16 protein-coding genes are annotated in these 18,083 nt (G+C 61.9%); 14 read left to right on the forward strand and 2 right to left on the reverse strand.

The genetic code is table 11. The features are described 5' to 3' along the window. Window positions 1–19 precede the first annotated feature (19 nt). Window positions 20–1,051 carry a small ribosomal subunit biogenesis GTPase RsgA gene (gene rsgA, locus NTD80_RS08195; RefSeq protein WP_025858074.1) on the reverse strand — a complete coding sequence of 344 codons (1,032 nt, stop codon included), beginning with the start codon at window positions 1,049–1,051 and terminating at the stop codon, window positions 20–22. Between the two features lie 108 nt (window positions 1,052–1,159). Here rsgA and orn point away from each other — a divergent pair, with 108 nt between their 5' ends. Further along, window positions 1,160–1,702 (forward strand): oligoribonuclease, encoded by a 543-nt coding sequence (gene orn / locus NTD80_RS08200; RefSeq protein WP_010213620.1) that lies wholly within the window; start codon window positions 1,160–1,162, stop codon window positions 1,700–1,702. Window positions 1,703–1,893: 191 nt separating this feature from the next. After that, window positions 1,894–2,511, forward strand: a complete 618-nt coding sequence (locus NTD80_RS08205; RefSeq protein WP_174555870.1) for a trimeric intracellular cation channel family protein — start codon at window positions 1,894–1,896, stop codon at window positions 2,509–2,511. Here NTD80_RS08205 and queG read toward each other — a convergent pair. Continuing rightward, a complete protein-coding gene (queG, locus tag NTD80_RS08210; protein ID WP_065900109.1) occupies window positions 2,508–3,572 on the reverse strand; it encodes a tRNA epoxyqueuosine(34) reductase QueG in 1,065 nt (354 codons plus the stop codon). The two genes, NTD80_RS08205 and queG, sit on opposite strands and share 4 nt — an antisense overlap. A gap of 63 nt (window positions 3,573–3,635) precedes the next feature. Between queG and NTD80_RS08215 the strand changes: the two genes are divergently transcribed. The 12 genes from NTD80_RS08215 (at window position 3,636) to NTD80_RS08270 (ending at window position 17,985) form a co-directional block, all read left to right on the forward strand. Continuing rightward, window positions 3,636–4,496 (forward strand): NAD(P)H-hydrate dehydratase, encoded by an 861-nt coding sequence (locus tag NTD80_RS08215; protein ID WP_262133084.1) that lies wholly within the window; start codon window positions 3,636–3,638, stop codon window positions 4,494–4,496. Beyond that, window positions 4,484–4,954, forward strand: a complete 471-nt coding sequence (tsaE, locus tag NTD80_RS08220; RefSeq protein WP_065900112.1) for a tRNA (adenosine(37)-N6)-threonylcarbamoyltransferase complex ATPase subunit type 1 TsaE — start codon at window positions 4,484–4,486, stop codon at window positions 4,952–4,954. Before NTD80_RS08215 ends, tsaE begins: the two co-directional genes overlap by 13 nt. 3 nt (window positions 4,955–4,957) lie before the next feature. Further along, entirely contained in the window at window positions 4,958–6,391 is a 1,434-nt protein-coding gene (locus tag NTD80_RS08225; protein ID WP_201143427.1) for an N-acetylmuramoyl-L-alanine amidase, read from the forward strand. Continuing rightward, window positions 6,391–8,298, forward strand: a complete 1,908-nt coding sequence (gene mutL, locus NTD80_RS08230) for a DNA mismatch repair endonuclease MutL (protein WP_410017409.1) — start codon at window positions 6,391–6,393, stop codon at window positions 8,296–8,298. The genes NTD80_RS08225 and mutL overlap by 1 nt, the downstream gene beginning before the upstream one ends. Beyond that, window positions 8,298–9,269: a tRNA (adenosine(37)-N6)-dimethylallyltransferase MiaA gene (gene miaA / locus NTD80_RS08235; RefSeq protein WP_065900118.1), complete on the forward strand. Its 972-nt coding sequence runs from the start codon at window positions 8,298–8,300 to the stop codon at window positions 9,267–9,269. The genes mutL and miaA overlap by 1 nt, the downstream gene beginning before the upstream one ends. A 93-nt stretch (window positions 9,270–9,362) precedes the next feature. After that, window positions 9,363–9,623 carry an RNA chaperone Hfq gene (gene hfq, locus NTD80_RS08240; RefSeq protein WP_003188059.1) on the forward strand — a complete coding sequence of 87 codons (261 nt, stop codon included), beginning with the start codon at window positions 9,363–9,365 and terminating at the stop codon, window positions 9,621–9,623. A 12-nt stretch (window positions 9,624–9,635) separates the two neighbouring features. Further along, window positions 9,636–10,937, forward strand: a complete 1,302-nt coding sequence (gene hflX, locus NTD80_RS08245; protein WP_065900120.1) for a ribosome rescue GTPase HflX — start codon at window positions 9,636–9,638, stop codon at window positions 10,935–10,937. Between the two features lie 96 nt (window positions 10,938–11,033). Beyond that, window positions 11,034–12,209 (forward strand): FtsH protease activity modulator HflK, encoded by a 1,176-nt coding sequence (gene hflK, locus NTD80_RS08250; RefSeq protein WP_028615515.1) that lies wholly within the window; start codon window positions 11,034–11,036, stop codon window positions 12,207–12,209. Next, a complete protein-coding gene (gene hflC / locus NTD80_RS08255; RefSeq protein WP_065900122.1) occupies window positions 12,209–13,075 on the forward strand; it encodes a protease modulator HflC in 867 nt (288 codons plus the stop codon). The genes hflK and hflC overlap by 1 nt, the downstream gene beginning before the upstream one ends. Before the next feature lie 303 nt (window positions 13,076–13,378). Then, window positions 13,379–14,566 carry an ATP phosphoribosyltransferase regulatory subunit gene (locus NTD80_RS08260; RefSeq protein WP_262133089.1) on the forward strand — a complete coding sequence of 396 codons (1,188 nt, stop codon included), beginning with the start codon at window positions 13,379–13,381 and terminating at the stop codon, window positions 14,564–14,566. A gap of 54 nt (window positions 14,567–14,620) precedes the next feature. Next, the gene (locus NTD80_RS08265) at window positions 14,621–15,910 is read left to right on the forward strand and encodes an adenylosuccinate synthase (RefSeq protein WP_120447494.1); all 1,290 of its coding nucleotides are present in this window, start codon (window positions 14,621–14,623) and stop codon (window positions 15,908–15,910) included. A 140-nt stretch (window positions 15,911–16,050) separates the two neighbouring features. Then, complete coding sequence (locus NTD80_RS08270) at window positions 16,051–17,985, forward strand: methyl-accepting chemotaxis protein (RefSeq protein ID WP_262133091.1); 1,935 nt, start codon at window positions 16,051–16,053, stop codon at window positions 17,983–17,985. Window positions 17,986–18,083: the final 98 nt, after the last annotated feature.

The following is an 18,083-nucleotide window of genomic DNA, read 5'->3' on the forward strand; positions in this document are numbered from 1 at the left end:
GGTATCAAGAAATGGCCCCTCAATAACTGCTCTCGGGCAGGCTCGCAATAATCGACCGATAGCTGTTCATTCGTTGCTGCTGCACACGCCCATCTTCCAGGGCCTTGAGCAGGGCGCAACCCGGCTCGCGGTCGTGCTTGCAATCGCGGAAGCGGCAAGTGCCGATCAGGTCGTTGAATTCAATAAAGCCCGCTTCCACATCGCTGCGGCTGACGTGGCCGAGGCCGAATTCACGGATGCCGGGGGAGTCGATCAGTTCGCCGCCGCCGGGGAAGTGGAACAATCGCGCGGTGGTGGTGGTGTGGGTGCCTTGGCCGGAAAGCTCCGACAGTGGGCCGACGCGGGTGTCGACTTCCGGCAGCAGGCTGTTGACCAGCGACGATTTGCCCACGCCCGACTGGCCGACGAACACGCTGATGCGGCCGTCCAGCTGCTGTTGCAGCTGTTCCATGCCATTGCCGTGATGCGCCGACACTTCCAGCACCGGATAACCCAGGGTGCGGTAGACCGCCAGCAGCGCATTGAGCGCAGGCGCGTTCTGCTCGTCGATCAGGTCGAACTTGTTCAACAGCAACAGCGGGCGAATGCCGGCGTGTTCGGCGGCGACCAGATAACGGTCGATCAGGTTGGCATGGGGCTCGGGCAGCGGCGCGAACACGATGACGATCATGTCGACGTTGGCCGCCACCGGCTTGAGCTGGCCACGGCTGTCAGGGCGACGTAGCTCGGTGGTACGCGGCAACTGGGCGACGATCACGCCGATGCCCTGGTTGCCGGCACGCCACACGACCTGGTCGCCGGTCACCAGCGCAGGCAGGTTGGCGCGCAAGTGGCAACGGAACACCTGGCCGGCGAGTTCGCCTTCCAGCGCCTCGACTTCGACCTGCACGCCAAAGTGCGCGATCACCAGGCCTGTCTGTTCGGGGCCCAGGTCGCCGCCCTCGAGCGCTTCCACGGCGGAGGATTCACGTTTGGCGGCGCGGGCGGCGCGTTCGCCTTGAATCTTTTCGATGCGCCAGTTTTGGCGACGATTGAGCTGGCGTTTGGCCATTGGTGTTCCGTGTCGATAATGCAAAGGTTGGGTAAAACGGTCGCGAGTCTAGCACGCCCCTGCCTGCTAAACTGCGCAGCTACGCCAAGGTGCCAAGAGAATCAAGCCATGCAAAACCCACAGAACCTGATTTGGATCGATCTGGAAATGACCGGTCTGAACCCCGACACCGACGTCATCATCGAGATGGCCACCATTGTCACCGACAGCAACCTCAACACCTTGGCCGAGGGTCCGGTGATCGCCATCCACCACAGCGATGCCGTGCTCGCCACCATGGATGAATGGAACACCCGCACCCACGGCAACTCCGGCCTGACCCAGCGCGTGCGCGACAGCCGCATCAGCATGGCCGAGGCCGAGGCCGAAACCATCGCCTTCCTGGAAAAATGGGTGCCCAAGGGCAAGTCGCCGATCTGCGGTAACAGCATCTGCCAGGATCGTCGCTTCCTGTATACCCACATGAAGGCGCTGGAAAGCTACTTCCACTACCGCAACCTGGACGTGTCGACCCTGAAAGAGTTGGCCGCACGCTGGGCGCCGGAAGTCAAAGACAGCTTCCACAAAGGCAGCACGCACCTGGCGCTGGACGATATCCGCGAGTCGATCGCCGAGCTGCAGCATTACCGCAAGCACTTCATCAAGGCCTGAATCTGTGGCGCCTGGCCCGGCGCCTTCGCGAGCAAGCCCGCTCCCACATTCGACTGCATTCCAAAGGTGGAACTCGGTTAAATGTGGGAGCGGGCTTGCTCGCGAAGGGCGCGACGCGGTCTTTCGCCACGCGCCCTCTTTTGGTGCCATCAGCAAATGATTAGACTGCCGGCCTCTCTGCAAGGATCGCCATCATGCTGCTGATGCTCTACCTCATCGCCATCACCGCTGAAGCCATGACCGGTGCGCTGTCTGCCGGTCGGCGCGGCATGGACTGGTTTGGCGTGGTGTTGATCGCATGCGTGACGGCGTTGGGCGGCGGCTCGGTGCGCGATGTGCTGCTCGGCCACTACCCGCTGACCTGGGTCAAGCATCCCGAATACCTGGTGCTGACCTCCGTCGCCGCACTGGTGACGATCTTTATCGCGCCGCTGATGCGCCACCTGCGCTCGCTGTTCCTGGCGCTGGATGCCGTCGGCCTGGTGGCCTTTACCCTGATTGGCTGCATGACCGCCCTGGAAATGGGCCACGGCATGCTAGTGGCGTCGGTCAGCGGGGTGATCACCGGCGTGTTCGGCGGCATCCTGCGGGATATCTTCTGCAACGACATCCCGCTGATCTTCCGCCGGGAGCTGTACGCCAGCGTGTCGTTCCTCGCCGCCTGGTTCTACATGCTCTGCCTCTACCTGGAGCTGCCGAGCGAGCAGGCGATTCTGCTGACCCTGTTCAGCGGCTTTCTATTGCGCCTGCTGGCGATCCGTTTTCATTGGGAAATGCCCAAGTTCGTCTACAACGACGACGTGCACTAGCGCTCGGCGTGCTGCTTGAGCGCCCATTCCACGTGTTCGCGCACCAGGTCCGAGGGGTAGTCACGGCGCGCCTTCAGGGCTTCCAGTACCGGAATGCTCGACGGTGCGTTGCCCAGGCCGACGGCCAGGTTGCGCAGCCAGCGTTCGTAACCGGCGCGGCGTAGCGGCGAGCCTTCGGTGCTGCTGAGGAATTTATCTTCATCCCACATAAACAGCTCGGCCAGCTCGGCGTTGTCCAGGTTGTGCCGTGGCTTGAAATCACTTTCGGCGGTGGAGCGGGCGAAACGATTCCATGGGCAAACGATCTGACAGTCATCGCAGCCGAATACCCGGTTGCCGATCAGCGGGCGCAGGTCCTCAGGGATCGCGCTCTTGAGTTCGATGGTCAGGTAGGAAATGCACCGCCGGGCGTCCAGCACATAGGGCCCGACGAAGGCATTGGTGGGGCAGATGTCCAGGCACGCCGTGCAGCGCCCGCAGTGTTCGGTGCTGTGCGGCGGGTCCACGGGGAGCGGCAGATCGACAAACAGTTCGCTCAGGAAGAAATAGCTGCCGGCCTTGCGGTTGAGTACCAGGGTGTTCTTACCGATCCAGCCGAGGCCGGCCTTCTCGGCGATGGCTTTTTCCAGCACCGGCGCGCTGTCGACAAAAGCGCGAAAGCCGAACGGGCCGATCTGCGCCTGAATGCGGTCGGCCAGTTGCTGCACGCGTTTGCGGATCAGCTTGTGGTAGTCGCGGCCCAGGGCGTAGCGCGAGATGTAGGCTTTTTCCGGCTTGGCCAACAGTTGCGCCATCTGGGTGTCGCCGGGCAGGTAATCCATGCGCAGCGACACCACGCGCAAGGTGCCGGGCACCAGTTCATCGGGGTGGGAGCGTTTGCTGCCATGGGCGGCCATGTACTCCATCTCGCCGTGATAGCCCGCGTCGAGCCAGCGTTGCAGGTGCTGCTCATGCTCGGCCAGGTCCAGGCCGCTGATGCCGACTTGTTGAAAGCCCAGCTCGCGGCCCCAGTCTTTGATCGATTGGGCGAGGGCGGGCAGATCGGAGGTAATAGCAGGCATGAGACACGGGAAACCACGGGTTAGATGGGTATAATTCTGCCAGACATCGGAGCTTGAAGACGCATGCCGCAGACAAAACACGAAATAACCGACGTTCAGCCGCTGTTGCACGGCCAATTGCCGCAACTGGCTGCACGTTCCCCTGACGCCCATAAAGGCCAGTTCGGTCACCTGCTGATGATCGGTGGCGACCGCGGTTTTGGCGGCGCTGCCTTGCTGAGCGCCGAAAGTGCCCTGCGCAGCGGCGCGGGCATGGTGTCCCTGGCGACTCGCCTGGAGCACGTGCCCGCCGCACTGGCCCGCTTGCCGGAAGTCATGACCGTCGGCGTCAGTTCGGCCAACCAATTGATGGGCTTGCTGGAAAAAATCTCGGTGATCGTCATTGGGCCGGGGCTGGGCGAAGGGTCCTGGGGCAAAAGCCTGTTGTCAGTCGCGGCGAATGCCCGGCTGCCGCAGGTCTGGGACGCCGATGCGCTCAATCAGCTGGCCACCGGCAGCGTCAGCCTGCCGGTCAACTGCGTGATCACTCCACACCCTGGCGAAGCGGCCCGCTTGATGGGGATTTCGACAGCCGAGGTTCAGGCCGATCGTCTTAAGGTGGCGCGCGCGTTGAGCCAGAAATTCAATGCAGTGGCTATCCTCAAGGGGGCTGGCAGTTTGATCGCCAGTCCGGACGGGCGTGTGTCGCGCTGCGATCAAGGTCACCCGGCCATGGCGACGGCGGGCCTGGGGGATGTGCTCGCCGGCCTGGTCGGCGCTCTGCTGGCCCAAGGCATGCCGGCTTATGAAGCCAGCTGCCTGGCCGTGTGGCTGCACGCCACGGCGGGGGATCGCCAGGGCACCTTTGGTCGGGGGCTGGCTGCCAGTGACCTGATCCCTGCCATTCGTCAATTGCTGGAGGAACAGTCGCCGTGTCTGAAGTAATCCTTTTCCTGGCCGATGAAGAGGCCATGGTTGCTTTCGGTCAGCGCATAGCCCAGGTCACGGCCGGGGCCGGGTTGATCTTTCTCGAAGGCGACCTGGGGGCGGGCAAGACTACCTTGTCGCGTGGGATTATTCGTGGCCTGGGCCACACGGGCGCGGTCAAGAGCCCGACATTCACCCTGGTCGAGCCTTACGAGATCGGCGCGATTCGCGCGTTCCACTTCGATCTCTATCGCCTGGTGGACCCCGAAGAGCTGGAGTACATGGGTATCCGTGATTACTTCGATGAAGATGCGTTGTGCCTGATCGAGTGGCCAGATAAAGGCACAGGCTTTTTGCCAAAGCCGGACCTGACCATTACCATTACGCCGCATGAGCATGGACGTCAGCTGAAGTTGTTGCCCCAGAGCGCGCGCGGCCAGTCGTGGTGCGCCGCTTTGGCATTGGAATTCAAATAATTGATGGGGTTAGGTATGCGCTTTCGCGCGTTGGTTAGTGTCGTAGGGGTGTTGCTTGCGGCAATGACTGTCAATGCTCTGGCGGCTTCACAGGTGAAAAGTGTGCGCCTGTGGCGAGCGCCGGATAACACGCGACTGGTGTTCGACCTGTCTGGCCCGGTCCAGCACAGTGTCTTTACCCTGACGTCGCCTGATCGCCTGGTGATCGATATCAACGGAGCGACCCTGGCCGCGCCGCTGAAAGTCTCCACCGCCAATACCCCGATTACCGCCATGCGCTCGGCTCAACGCACGCCGACCGACCTGCGCGTGGTCATCGACCTGAAAAAAGTCGTGACGCCTAAGAGTTTCTCCCTGGCCCCGAATGCCCAGTACGGCAACCGACTGGTGGTCGACCTGTTCGACAACGCCGCCGATGCTGCGCCTCCACCGGCGCCGACGCCAAGCGTGGCCACGGTGCCGGCGGTGCCGGTAAATCCGTCGCAACCGCAGGTCAAGCTGCCACCACCGCCGCCAGCCCCGGCTGGCAAGCGTGACATTATCGTGGTGATCGACGCCGGCCACGGCGGCGAAGACCCGGGCGCTTCCGGCTCGCGCGGCCAGCATGAAAAAGACGTGGTACTCGCCATCGCCCGTGAGCTGCAGCGCCAGATCAACGGCATGAAAGGCTATCGCGCTGAATTGACCCGTACCGGCGACTACTTCATCCCGTTGCGCGGCCGTACTGAAATCGCACGCAAGAAGGGCGCCGACCTGTTCGTCTCGATCCACGCCGACGCCGCCCCTTCAGCGGCGGCCTTCGGCGCGTCGGTGTTTGCCTTGTCGGATCGCGGCGCTACGTCCGAGACCGCGCGTTGGCTGGCCGACAGCGAAAACCGTTCCGACTTGATCGGCGGGGCCGGCAACGTGTCTCTCGACGACAAGGACAAGATGCTCGCTGGCGTGCTGCTCGACCTGTCGATGACCGCCTCGCTGACCTCCAGCCTGAACGTCGGGCAGAAGGTCTTGAGCAATATCGGCCGGGTGACCTCGTTGCACAAACAGCGCGTGGAACAGGCCGGGTTCATGGTGTTGAAGTCGCCGGATATCCCGTCGATCCTGGTGGAAACCGGGTTTATCTCCAACTCCAACGAGGCGTCGAAGCTGGCCAGTGCCAGCCACCAGCAGGCACTGGCGCGTTCGATCAGCGCCGGCGTGCGCCAATTCTTCCAGCAGAACCCGCCGCCGGGCACGTATATCGCCTGGCTGCGCGACTCCGGGAAAATCGCCCAGGGTCCGCGTGATCATCGCGTGCAGCCTGGCGACACGCTGGCCATGCTGGCCGTGCGCTTCCAGGTGTCGGCAGCGACCTTGCGCAGCGCCAACAACCTGAAGACCGACGAGCTGAAAGTCGGCCAGGTGTTGACCATCCCCGGCACTGAACTGGCGGCACAGTAATGAGCGAATCAGTCTTGAACAGTGGTTCGCGCATCGAGCTGCTCAGCCCGCGCCTTGCCAACCAGATTGCGGCGGGCGAGGTGGTTGAGCGCCCGGCCTCGGTGATCAAGGAGTTGCTGGAAAACAGTATCGACTCCGGCGCCAAGCGCATTGATGTCGACGTGGAACAGGGCGGCGTCAAGCTGCTGCGCGTGCGTGACGATGGCAGCGGCATCTCCTCGGATGACCTGCCGCTGGCCCTGGCCCGTCACGCCACCAGCAAGATCCGCGACCTGGAAGACCTCGAACGAGTCATGAGCCTGGGGTTTCGGGGTGAGGCCCTGGCTTCCATCAGCTCGGTGGCCCGCCTGACCCTGACCTCACGCACGCGCGGCGCCGAGCAGGCCTGGCAGGTTGAAACCGAAGGCCGCGACATGGCGCCGCGGGTCCAGCCGGCTGCGCACCCGGTGGGCACTTCGGTAGAAGTGCGTGACCTTTTCTTCAACACCCCGGCGCGGCGCAAATTCCTCAAGGCCGAGAAAACCGAATTCGATCACCTGCAAGAAGTCATCAAGCGCTTGGCTTTAGCGCGTTTTGATGTGGCGTTCCACTTGCGCCACAACGGCAAGACCATCCTCAGCCTGCACGAAGCCAATGACGACGCCGCACGCGCTCGGCGGGTGTCGGCGGTGTGTGGTGGCGGGTTCCTGGAGCAGGCGCTGCCGATCGAAGTCGAGCGCAATGGCTTGCGCCTGTGGGGCTGGGTCGGTCTGCCGACCTTCTCCCGCAGCCAGGCGGACTTGCAGTACTTCTTTGTGAACGGCCGCGCGGTACGCGACAAACTGGTGGCACACGCGGTGCGCCAGGCGTATCGCGATGTGTTGTTCAACGGTCGTCATCCGACGTTTGTGCTGTTTTTCGAGGTCGACCCGTCGGTGGTCGACGTCAATGTGCACCCGACCAAGCACGAAGTGCGTTTTCGCGATGGGCGCATGGTGCATGACTTCCTCTACGGCACCCTGCACCGCGCCTTGGGCGATGTACGCCCGGACGACCAGCTGTCCGCGCCAATTGTGACCGCTTTAGTACGGCCAAGCGGACCTGAAGCCGGGGAATTCGGCCCTCAGGGCGAGATGAGCCTGGCCGGCAACCTGCTGCAATCGTCGCAACCGCAGCCGAGCTACACCGCGCCGGGCGCGGGGTCGGGTTATCAGTATCAATACACGCCGCGTCCGCAATCCGCGGTGCCGGTGGCCGAGGCACAGGCGGCCTATCGCGAATTTTTCGCGCCGCTGCCGGGTGCCGAGCCAGGCGCCGTTACCCTGCCGGAAGGGGGAGGGGATATCCCGCCGCTGGGCTACGCATTGGCACAGCTCAAGGGTATCTACATCCTCGCGGAAAACGCCCATGGCCTGGTGCTGGTGGACATGCACGCCGCTCACGAGCGGATCATGTACGAACGCCTGAAGATCGCCATGGCCAGCGAAGGCCTCAGCGGCCAGCCGTTGCTGGTGCCGGAATCCCTGGCCGTGAGCCAGCGCGAGGCCGATTGCGCCGAAGAGCACCACGCGGTGTTCCAGAAGCTGGGCTTCGAACTGCAACGCCTGGGCCCGGAAACCCTGGCGATCCGCCAGATTCCCGCACTGCTCAAGCAGGCCGAGGCCAATCGCCTGGTTGCCGATGTACTCGCTGACCTGATGGAGTACGGCACCAGCGACCGCATCCAGGCACACATCAACGAGTTGCTCGGCACCATGGCCTGCCACGGTGCCATTCGCGCCAATCGCCGCCTGGCCCTGCCGGAAATGAACGGTTTGCTGCGCGACATGGAAAACACCGAGCGCAGCGGGCAATGCAACCATGGCCGGCCGACCTGGACCCAAATGGGCCTGGACGACCTGGACAAACTGTTCTTGCGCGGCCGTTGATGAGTGCCTTGCCTCCCGCCATCTTCCTGATGGGTCCTACTGCAGCCGGCAAGACCGACCTGGCCATCGAGCTGACCAAGGTGCTGCCGTGCGAGCTGATCAGTGTCGACTCTGCCCTGGTTTACCGGGACATGGACATTGGTACGGCCAAACCTTCAAAGGCGCTGTTGGCACAGTATCCGCATCGGTTGATCGACATTATTGACCCGGCGATGAGCTATTCGGCGGCGGATTTCCGTACCGACGCGCTGGCGGCCATGGCCGAGATCACCGCGCGGGGCAATATTCCGCTGCTGGTGGGCGGTACGATGCTCTACTACAAGGCTTTGCAGGAAGGCCTGGCCGATATGCCGCCCGCCGACGCCCAGGTCCGCGCCGAGCTTGAAGACGAGGCTGCACGCCACGGCTGGCAAGCCCTGCACGACCAATTGGCGGCGGTGGATCCGGTGTCGGCGGCGCGCATTCATCCGAATGACCCCCAGCGGCTCACTCGCGCGCTGGAAGTCTGGAGGGTCAGCGGCCAGACCATGACTGAACATCGGCTGAAACAAACTGCGCAAAGTGCTGATGCAGGCGCATCTGGTCAGTCACAATTGCCCTATACTGTGGCGAATCTGGCCATCGCTCCGGCAAATCGCCAGGTGCTGCATGAACGAATTGCACAAAGATTCACAATTATGTTGGAACAGGGGTTTGTAGAGGAGGTCGTAGCACTGCGTTCCAGAGGTGACCTGCATCCGGGGTTACCTTCGATACGTGCTGTAGGCTACCGCCAAGTCTGGGATCATCTGGATGGAAAGCTGACGTCAGCCGAAATGCAGGAGCGCGGCATCATTGCCACGCGGCAATTGGCGAAGCGCCAGTTCACCTGGCTGCGCAGCTGGAGCGATTTGCACTGGTTGGACAGCCTGGACAGCGACAATCTGTCACGCGCCTTGAAATACTTGGGAACGGTCTCCATATTGAGCTGAGTCCTTGCAATTGCCGTCTATCCTTGGGGGTGTGACGGCCATGAGCTATCTATTTTCCGATTTTTATTATTGATCCTTAAAGGAGTGCGGCACATGTCAAAAGGGCATTCGCTACAAGACCCTTACTTGAATACTTTACGTAAAGAGAAAGTGGGGGTTTCCATCTACCTGGTCAACGGTATCAAGCTGCAAGGCACGATCGAGTCGTTCGACCAGTTCGTGATCCTGCTGAAGAACACCGTCAGCCAGATGGTTTACAAACACGCTATCTCGACAGTAGTGCCAGTACGTCCGATCCGCCTGCCTAGCGCAGCGGGTGACGAACAGGGTGACGCTGAGCCAGGTAACGCCTGATAGGAGTCTCCTTTGTTCTTTGAGCGCCACGGTGGTGGTGAACGGGTAATCCTCGTTCACTTGGATGGACAGGACCCTGAGGCGCGCGAAGATCCGCAGGAGTTTCAGGAGTTGGCAAATTCGGCCGGCGCCGAGACCGTTGCGTTTTTTAACGTACCGCGTCATCGGCCAACCGCCAAATTCCTGATTGGCAGCGGCAAGGTCGAGGAGTTGCGCGACCTGGTTCACGCCGAAGAAGCCGATCTGGTGATCTTCAATCACACCCTCACGCCCAGTCAGGAACGTAACCTCGAACGTGTCTTCGAGTGTCGCGTGATCGACCGCACCGGTCTGATTCTCGATATTTTCGCCCAACGCGCCCGTACCCATGAAGGCAAGCTCCAGGTCGAACTGGCCCAGCTTGACCACATGAGCACCCGCCTGGTGCGTGGCTGGACTCACCTTGAGCGTCAAGGGGGTGGTATCGGCATGCGTGGCCCGGGTGAAACCCAGTTGGAAACCGACCGACGCCTGTTGCGGGTACGCCTGCGCCAGATCAAGGGGCGTCTCGAGAAAGTTCGTAGCCAGCGCGAGCAATCGCGTCGTGGCCGTTCGCGCGCGGATATCCCCACCGTGTCCCTGGTGGGCTATACCAACGCCGGCAAATCCACGCTGTTCAACAACGTGACCAAGTCGGACGTGTACGCCGCTGACCAACTGTTCGCCACCCTCGACCCGACCTTGCGCCGTCTGGATCTGGATGACCTGGGGCCGATTGTCCTGGCCGACACCGTGGGGTTCATTCGTCACTTGCCCCACAAGCTGGTCGAGGCATTTCGGTCTACGCTCGAAGAGTCGAGCAATTCCGACCTGTTGTTGCACGTGATCGATGCGGCTGAACCGGATCGCATGCTGCAGATTGAACAGGTGATGGTGGTGCTGGGCGAGATTGGTGCCCAGGACTTGCCGATCCTTGAGGTCTATAACAAACTCGATTTGCTTGAAGGCGTAGAGCCACAAATCCAGCGCGACGAGAACGGCAAACCCCAGCGGGTCTGGCTGTCGGCGCGAGATGGCACGGGGCTGGAGCTGCTTGAACAAGCGATTGCCGAACTGCTCGGCAGCGATTTGTTCGTCGGCACCTTGCGCTTGCCTCAGCGTTTTGCTCGACTGCGTGCACAGTTTTTCGAGTTGGGCGCGGTACAGAAAGAAGAACACGACGAAGAAGGTGTCAGCTTGCTGGCCGTTCGATTGCCGCGCTCGGAGCTGAACCGGCTGGTCAGTCGGGAAGGTGTTGTACCGACAGAGTTCATCGAACAACACACTTTGCAATAAAAGCCTCCGAAAGCGGTTGTGCCGCAGTAGCAGGCATTCTGTAGCATTGGTCGGCGCGCCGTGGGTGCGTCTTTGCTTTATCAGATGGAGAGCGCTATGGCTTGGAATGAGCCGGGTGGCAACTCGAATAATCAGGATCCTTGGGGTGGTAAGCGCCGCAATAATGGCGACCGCAAGGGGCCACCAGATCTCGACGAGGCCTTCCGAAAGCTGCAGGAAAGCCTGAATGGGTTGTTCGGTGGTGGAAAAAAACGTGGTGGTGACGACGGCGGTCGCACAAGCAAGGGCGGTGGCTATGGCCTGCTGGGCCTGGGTCTTGTCGTGCTGGCGGCCGTATGGCTGTACAGCGCCGTGTACGTGGTGGACGAGCAGGAGCAGGCCGTGGTGCTGCGCTTCGGCAAGTACTACGAGACAGTCGGCCCTGGCCTGAACATCTACTTCCCGCCGATCGACAAGAAGTACATGGAGAACGTCACGCGTGAGCGTGCCTATACCAAGCAGGGCCAGATGCTGACCGAAGACGAGAACATCGTCGAAGTGCCGCTGACCGTGCAGTACAAGATCAGCAACCTGCAGGACTTCGTGCTGAACGTTGATCAGCCGGAAATCAGCCTGCAGCACGCGACCGAAAGCGCCCTGCGCCACGTGGTGGGTTCCACCGCAATGGACCAGGTGCTGACCGAAGGTCGTGAATTGATGGCCAGCGAAATCAAGGAACGCCTGCAACGCTTCCTCGACACGTATCGCACCGGTATCACTGTCACCCAGGTGAACGTACAGAGCGCAGCAGCACCGCGTGAAGTGCAGGAAGCCTTCGACGACGTGATCCGCGCCCGTGAAGACGAGCAGCGTTCGCGCAACCAGGCTGAAACCTACGCCAACGGCGTCGTGCCGGAAGCCCGTGGTCAGGCCCAGCGCATCCTCGAGGATGCCAACGGTTACCGCGACGAAGTGGTCTCGCGTGCCAAGGGTGAGGCGGATCGCTTTACCAAGCTGGTCGCCGAGTATCGCAAGGCCCCCGAAGTGACCCGCGAGCGTCTGTACCTTGACACCATGCAGGAAGTCTTCAGCAACACCAGCAAGGTGCTCGTGACCGGCAGCAAAGGTGGGCAGAACAACCTGCTGTACCTGCCGCTGGACAAGATGATCGAAGGTGGTCGTAGCAGCACCAGCGCACCATCCACCGGTTCCAATGCCGCTGCCAACGAAGCGAGCGCCCGTGCGGCCGCTGACTTGCTGCAACAGCAAACACGTACCAGGGAGAGTCGTTGATGAGCAATAAATCGCTGACCGCCCTGATTGTGGGCGTCGTCGTGGTCATCGCTGCCTGGAACTGCTTCTATATCGTGTCTCAGACCGAGCGCGCGGTGTTGCTGCAATTCGGTCGCGTGGTCCAGGCGGATGTCCAGCCGGGCCTGCATGTGAAAGTCCCCTACGTCAACCAGGTGCGCAAGTTCGACGGCCGCCTGATGACCCTGGATGCACCGACACAACGCTTCCTGACCCTGGAAAAGAAAGCTGTGATGGTTGACGCCTACGCCAAGTGGCGCGTCAAGGATGCCGAGCGCTTCTACACCGCGACCTCCGGCCTCAAGCAGATTGCCGACGAGCGTTTGTCGCGTCGTCTGGAGTCGGGCCTGCGTGACCAGTTTGGTAAGCGCACCCTGCACGAGGTGGTATCCGGTGAACGTGATGCGCTGATGGCTGACATCACGCGTTCGTTGAACGCGATGGCGGAAAAAGAGCTGGGCATCGAAGTGATCGATGTGCGGGTCAAGGCCATCGACCTGCCGAAGGAAGTGAACCGCAGCGTGTTCGAGCGTATGAGCACCGAGCGTGAGCGTGAAGCGCGTGAGCATCGCGCCAAAGGTAACGAGCTGGCTGAGGGTATCCGTGCGGATGCCGACCGTCAGCGCCGTGTACTGCTGGCCGAAGCCTACCGCGAGTCTGAAGAGGCGCGTGGTGATGGTGATGCTCAAGCCGCGGCGATCTACGCCAAGGCCTACGGCCAGGACCAGGAGTTCTACGCGTTCTATCGTAGCCTGCGCGCCTACCGTGAAAGCTTCGCGAACAAAACCGACGTCATGGTGCTGGACCCAAGCAGCGACTTCTTCCGCTACCTGGAAAAGTCCAAGTAACCAGCCGGTGATTCTGTAGGGGTGACTCCGTCGGGCGGCTAAAACGCCTGGCGGGGTGATCCTTTCAGAAAACGGGTGTATGATGCGGCAGCCGGGAAATTCCCGGCTTTTTTGCGTCTGCATGTTTGATTGTTGTTTGGCCGCGCAGACGCCACAGTTTTTCGAGGAAAGTGCCCGACGAGGCCGTTTGCAGGCCGTTCGTCACGTCGTTCTTGCGCGTTGTTTATGCAGGGGCCGGGTATTTTCTGCTTCACTCAAGGCTCGGCCGAGGGCTGGCCGCCCGGATCATAGGGGAATGGCGTAATGGCAACGGTAGACCGCTGGCTGCTGCCAGATGGCATCGAAGAAGTACTGCCACCAGAAGCTGCGCGCATTGAAGTAGCGCGTCGCCAGGTGTTGGATCTGTTCCAGAGCTGGGGTTACGAGTTCGTCGTGACCCCCCATATCGAGTACCTGGAATCCCTGCTGACCGGCGCGGGCCAGGACCTGGATCTGCGCACCTTCAAGGTCATCGACCCGCAGTCGGGTCGGCAAATGGGTTTCCGTGCCGACATCACGCCGCAAGTGGCGCGCATCGATGCGCACACCCTGCGTCGCGAAGGCCCGAGTCGCCTGTGCTACGCCGGTAGCGTGCTGCATGCTCAACCGCGCGCCTTGTCGTCTTCGCGCAGCCCGATCCAGTTGGGCGCCGAGTTGTACGGCGATGCCAGCCCGAGCAGCGACGTCGAAGTGATCAGCCTGATGCTGGCCATGCTGCAACTGGCCGATGTGCCGGATGTCCACATGGATCTCGGCCACGTCGGTATCTACCGTGGCCTGGCCCGTGCGGCCGGTCTGTCCGGAGAAGTGGAACAACAGTTGTTCGATGCCCTGCAACGCAAGGCCATCGATGAAGTCATCGCCCTGACCGAAGGCGTGCCTGCGGATTTGGCCGGCATGCTGCGCGCGCTGGTCAACCTGTGCGGCGGCCGTGAAGTGCTGGCGGCGGCGCGTGAGCGCCTGGCCAATGCGCCGGCGCCGGTATTGGCTGCCCTGGATGATGTGTTTGCGATCGCCGAGCAGTTGTCGGCGCGCTTCCCCGACTTGCCGCTGTATTTCGACCTGGGTGAGTTGCGTGGCTACCACTACCACACGGGCGTGGTGTTCGCGGTGTTTGTACCGGGTGTTGGCCAAGCCATCGCCCAGGGTGGTCGTTACGACGATATCGGCGCCGACTTCGGTCGTGCGCGTCCGGCCACCGGCTTTTCCACCGATTTGAAAACCCTGGTGACCCTGGGGCGTGCTGAGGTCGAGCTGCCGTCTGGTGGCATCTGGATGCCCGACAGTACGGACGCAGCACTCTGGCAGCAGGTTTGCCAGTTGCGCAGTGAGGGTCAGCGTGTTGTCCAGGCCTTGCCTGGGCAGCCATTGGCCGCCGCCCGTGAAGCGGACTGCGACCGGCAATTGATTCTGCAGAACGGGCTTTGGCAAGTATCGCCACTGGCTTCTTGAGTTTTCCTGCCGGCCATCGCCGGCACCAAGTTTGCGCGAATGAGGACAAGTGTTATGGGTAAGAATGTCGTAGTCCTGGGCACCCAATGGGGTGATGAGGGCAAAGGCAAGATCGTTGATCTGCTGACCGAACATGCTGCCGCCGTAGTGCGCTACCAAGGTGGCCACAACGCTGGCCACACCCTGGTCATCGATGGCGAAAAAACCGTCTTGCACCTGATCCCGTCGGGTGTACTGCGCGAAGGCGTGCAGTGCCTGATCGGCAACGGCGTGGTGGTCGCACCTGACGCCCTGCTGCGCGAGATCACCAAGCTGGAAGAGAAAGGCGTACCGGTGCGCGAGCGCCTGCGTATCAGCCCGTCCTGCCCGCTGATCCTGTCCTTCCACGTTGCGCTGGACCAGGCCCGTGAAAAGGCCCGTGGCGAGCTGAAGATCGGTACTACCGGTCGCGGCATCGGCCCGGCGTACGAAGACAAGGTTGCACGTCGTGGCCTGCGTGTGGGCGACCTGCTCAACATGCCGCGCTTTGAAGACAAGCTGCGTGAGTTGGTGGACTACCACAACTTCATGCTGGTCGGTTACTACAAAGAGCCAGCCATCGAATTTGAAAAGACCCTGGCTGAGTGCAAGGAATACGCCGAGCTGCTCAAGCCGCTGATGCTGGATGTGACTGCCGAGCTGCACGACCTGCGTCGCGCTGGCAAAGACATCATGTTCGAAGGCGCCCAAGGTTCGTTGCTCGACATCGACCACGGTACCTACCCGTACGTGACCAGTTCCAACACCACCGCGGGTGGCGTTGCGACCGGTTCGGGCGTTGGCCCGATGTTCCTGGACTACATCCTGGGCATCACCAAGGCTTACACCACGCGCGTAGGTTCGGGTCCATTCCCGACTGAACTGTTCGACGAAGTCGGTGCACACCTGGCCAAGCAGGGTCACGAGTTCGGCGCAACTACCGGTCGTGCCCGTCGTTGTGGTTGGTTCGACGCCGTTATCCTGCGTCGCGCTATCGATGTGAACAGCATCTCGGGCATCTGCCTGACCAAGCTGGACGTACTCGACGGTCTGGAAACCATCAACATCTGCATCGGTTACAAAGATGCGGAAGGCAACGACGTTGCCCCGACTGACGCGGACAGCTACGTGGGCCTGCAGCCTGTGTACGAAGAAGTGCCGGGCTGGACCGAATCGACCGTGGGCGCCAAGACCCTGGAAGAGCTGCCAGCCAATGCGCGCGCGTACATCAAGCGCGTTGAAACGCTGATCGGTGCTCCGATCGACATTATTTCGACGGGCCCGGACCGCAACGAAACCATCGTTCTGCGTCACCCGTTCGCGTAATAAGCTGTTGATGTAAAAAGCAAAGGGCTCCTTCGGGAGCCCTTTGTCGTTTCTGCCGGGCAAACGGCACGACCCTTGCTTTGGTTCTCTCTTTCGCGGTGCTATCAAATTAATGGCACCCGTGGTGGAGGGATTCCCAGATGTCTGCCGTTCTCTCATTGTTACAAAGCCGTCTGTTGCGGCCGGTGTTCGTTACCCTAGGTATCGCTCTTTTGGTGCAAGTGCTGGTGGCGGTCGCTCTGACCCGGAGCACAGTCACGGCGCTGGAAGCCGATTTGGGCAATCGCCTGGGTATCGACAGCCAGAAACTCTCCGGCGAATTGGCCCAGGCTGGCAAAGAGGTGACTTCCAGCCTCGACAGCTTGTCGTCCAGTACTCGCCAGCGCCTTACCGCCGGGTTGTCCACGCGTCTGCAGGAAGAGCAGAAGCAACTGCGTGCGACCCTGGAAAAAGACCTGCAGGACTCCGCTAACGATATGGCTCAACTGCTGGCCTCGGTGGCGCCGCGCGCCATGTGGGACAGCGACGTACCGACGCTGTCGGAGTTTGCCCGCCGTGCCCAGCGCAATCCCAACGTGTTGTTTGTGGTGTACGACGATGCGGCGGGTGAGCACCTCACGCGCTACCTGAATCGAGAAAACCCGATCAACCAGGCGCTGCTGGAAAAGGGCCAGGGCGAACGCGCGTTGGACAAAGTGTTGAATGCGGCCAAGACCGATCCGTCGGTGTATTACGTCGAGGCGTCCATCAGCCCTAATGGCGTCGAGATCGGCAAAGTCATCATGGGCGTTTCGACCGCTTCGGTAGAAGCGGACCTGCAAGCCCTGGATAAGCGTTTTGCTGCATTGATCGCCAGCGGCGACCAACTGGTCGGCGACAGCCTCAAGGGCGCTGCCGCCGATAGCGCGGCCGCCATGGGCGCGCGGTTGCAGTCGGCGCAAGCCACTGCGACCCAGATGACGGCCAACACCTCCAACGCTGTCCAGGAGGCTGCCGGCACCTTGCGCTGGCGCATCGGCATGGGGCTCGCGTTGGTTGGCTTTGGCGTGTTGCTGCTGATCGCGATCGTGCTTGGGCGGCGCGTGGTCAATCGCCTGAAGCTGTTGATTGCGGCCATGGATGACCTGGCGGCGGGCGAGGGCGACCTCACCAAGCGTGTGCAGATCAGCAGCAAGGACGAAATCGGCGACATGGCCTCGGCGGTCAATCGCTTTGTGGATAAGTTGCAGCCCATCGTGCGTGAGGCCGGTGATGTGGCGCAGCGTACCGGTGTGGAAATCGGCGCTATGACCTTGCGCAATGCGGGTGCCGATGCCGCCGCCGGCCTGCAGCGTGATGAAGTCGCCGAAAGCCTGCGCGCGCTGTCGCAAATGGCCGACGAAGCCCAGGCCGAAAGTCATGCCATGCAGGCCGCGTTGCAGCAGGTGGTGGATATTCGCCAGGCGACCGATGAGAACTCGCGCACCTCGGCCGAAGTCGGCAGCCTGATCGAAGCGCTGGCTGGGCAGGTGCAAGCCGGTTCGCAGGTGATTGAGCGCCTGGCGCAGCAAAGCGAGCAGATCGAAGTGGTGTTGACGGTGATCCATGGTATTGCCGAACAGACCAACCTGTTGGCGCTTAACGCGGCCATTGAAGCGGCGCGCGCCGGCGAGACCGGGCGTGGTTTTGCAGTAGTGGCGGACGAAGTGCGTGCGCTGGCCAGCAAGACCCAAAGCTCTACTGGCGACATTCAGGCGCATATCGCGGCCCTGCAGCAGGGCGCGCGCGAGGCGGTGGAAACCATCGGCAAGGCCGGACGCCAGGCCAACGAAGGCTTATTGGTGCTGCGCGATAGCGTGCGCTTGCAGCAAACGGTGCAGGCTTCGGTGGAGCAAGTGCACGCGGCCATCGGCCTCGCCACGCGCGCGGCCGAGCATCAGGCGCAGGGCGCGCATGCGGTGCGTGGGCGGGTCGAGGTGATCCATGCCCAGGCCGAGCGCGCGGCGCAGGCGGTGGTGGAGACCACGGCCAGTGGCAAGGTACTGGATGGGTTGGCTGCACAGTTGAAGGCGAGCCTGGGGCAGTTCCGGGCTTGATGTCGCCTGTTTCGGCCTCATCGCAGGCAAGCCAGCTCCCACACTCGACCGCGTTACAACATTGGAATACGGTCAAGTGTGGGAGCTGGCTTGCCTGC

It is taken from the genome of Pseudomonas sp. 13B_2.1_Bac1, assembly GCF_025466155.1.
Classification (GTDB): Bacteria; Pseudomonadota; Gammaproteobacteria; order Pseudomonadales; family Pseudomonadaceae; genus Aquipseudomonas; species Aquipseudomonas aylmerensis.